The sequence below is a fragment of the Aequorivita sp. CRS11 genome, assembly GCF_059693805.1.
On sequence record NZ_JCATIG010000028.1, the window covers coordinates 1 to 1,642 of the forward strand.

Annotated in this window: 2 protein-coding genes; one reads left to right on the top strand and one right to left on the bottom strand. The window is 37.9% G+C overall.

Translation table 11 applies throughout. The features are described 5' to 3' along the window. On the top strand, positions 1–706 hold a 706-nt coding region (locus AC58DT_RS15570; RefSeq protein ID WP_497217715.1), incomplete at its 5' end, for a transposase. 52 nt (positions 707–758) lie between these two features. On the opposite strand, the gene AC58DT_RS15575 is transcribed toward AC58DT_RS15570, so the two are convergent. Beyond that, positions 759–1,517, bottom strand: coding sequence for a phytanoyl-CoA dioxygenase family protein (locus AC58DT_RS15575; protein ID WP_497217716.1), 759 nt, complete (start codon positions 1,515–1,517; stop codon positions 759–761). Between the last annotated feature and the right edge of the window lie 125 nt (positions 1,518–1,642).

Consider the following 1,642-nt stretch of genomic DNA (forward strand, 5'->3'; position numbering starts at 1 on the left):
CCAGTATTTGCAGGACACCGTGGCAAGGCTTAACAGGCGGTTGAGAAAGGAGGGAATGATTTGGGAGCACCTCTTGGCAGACACCGGCTACAGCAGTGGGGAGAACTATGCCTATCTGGAAGCCAAGGGCATTAAAAGCTACATTCCGCCCCACGGAACTTACAAGGGCGGCCCCGAAGACTTTAAATATATAAAAGAAGGTAACTACTGGCTGTGCCCACAGGGAAAGAAAGTAACCTTCCGCAAGCAGAAACTTGAAAAAGGCACCTTAAAGGATAATTATTTTACAAAACGAAGTGATTGCAAGGGATGTCCCATCAAAGAAAGCTGTATAGGTAAAAGCCACGAAAAGCGGATCAATATCACTGCTTACCGGGAAGAATATGAACACAACATAGCGAGAATAAAAAGCCCCACTGGTCGGTATCTAAAAAGCAAACGGCAAAGCACCGTGGAGCCTGTCTTTGGAACCCTCAAGGAGTTTATGGGGCTTCGCAAGGTCAATACCATTGGCATTAAACAGGCCAACAAATGCATGCATCTCTCGGCGATGGCCTACAACCTCAAGAAATACCTCAAGTTTATCCAAAAACGCGCAAAGAGCGGGGCGGAAAGCCTTGTTTTGTGTTTTTTACCAAAAATAGTGCTTCAGAATGTAGCATGGCTTTTTTTAAAAGCACCAAATTTGATTCATTCTCAAGCCTGACCAAAAAAGCAAAGCCGCTTAAAACGGCCTATATTGGTTCAGGTTTAAAAAATTAAGGGGTTGTGCAACGGTTACCATTGTTGTGTGCTGGCTTTTTTATTCCATAATGTTCTAACCAATTTAGCGGTTTAGTCAGATTATGTTTATTAAATTCTAAATGTATTACTCGTCTTTTCTTTCCGTTTGTTGTTCTGTTCGAAGCGTGTAAAGTCAAAGGTTTCATTAACATTGCTCCGCCTTTTTCGACTTCACAGATAAATTCATTTTCTAAATTCCAATCTTTTGATTCAGCTCGAATTATTCCTTTAAGATGCGATTTAGGAATTACTTTTAAAGCTCCGTTATTTTTGTCCGTTTTGTCTAAATGAATTCGGATTGTTATCGTGTCTTCCAAAACCTCAATTGGTGGTTGAACTCCGTATTGTCCTTTTTTAAAAGTCCAATTTGTATAATTTTCCAATTCCGTTTTTTGGTCAACCGAAATGCTCAAATCTTGATGATAAGCAACAAACCAATTCGATTCGCTTGGTTTGTCAAAATAGATTGCTTTGGTCAGAAAATATTCAGATTCGGAAAGTTCGGAAATTAATTCAATCAGCTTTTCGTTAAACAGCAAGTCACTCAATTCAGGTACATTTTTGATTAATTGTCTAATCGCAAATAAATCCTTTGTTTTCATAAACGAATTTCCGTCCTGTTCAGCATTTTCGATACAAGCTATAATTCCACTTATTTCTTTGTCCGAATACAAGTCAGCTAAAACGGAAAATCCATTTTCTTCAAGTTCTATTTTGTTCCTTTCGTAGTTCATTTTTCAGCTGTCTTGTCCTGAAATATGGCTACAGGTTAAAATTGATTTACGCTGTTTTTAAATATACCATATTTGGGGTTTTGAAATTTAAAGATAAATGTAATCTTATTTCATTGTATAATTTA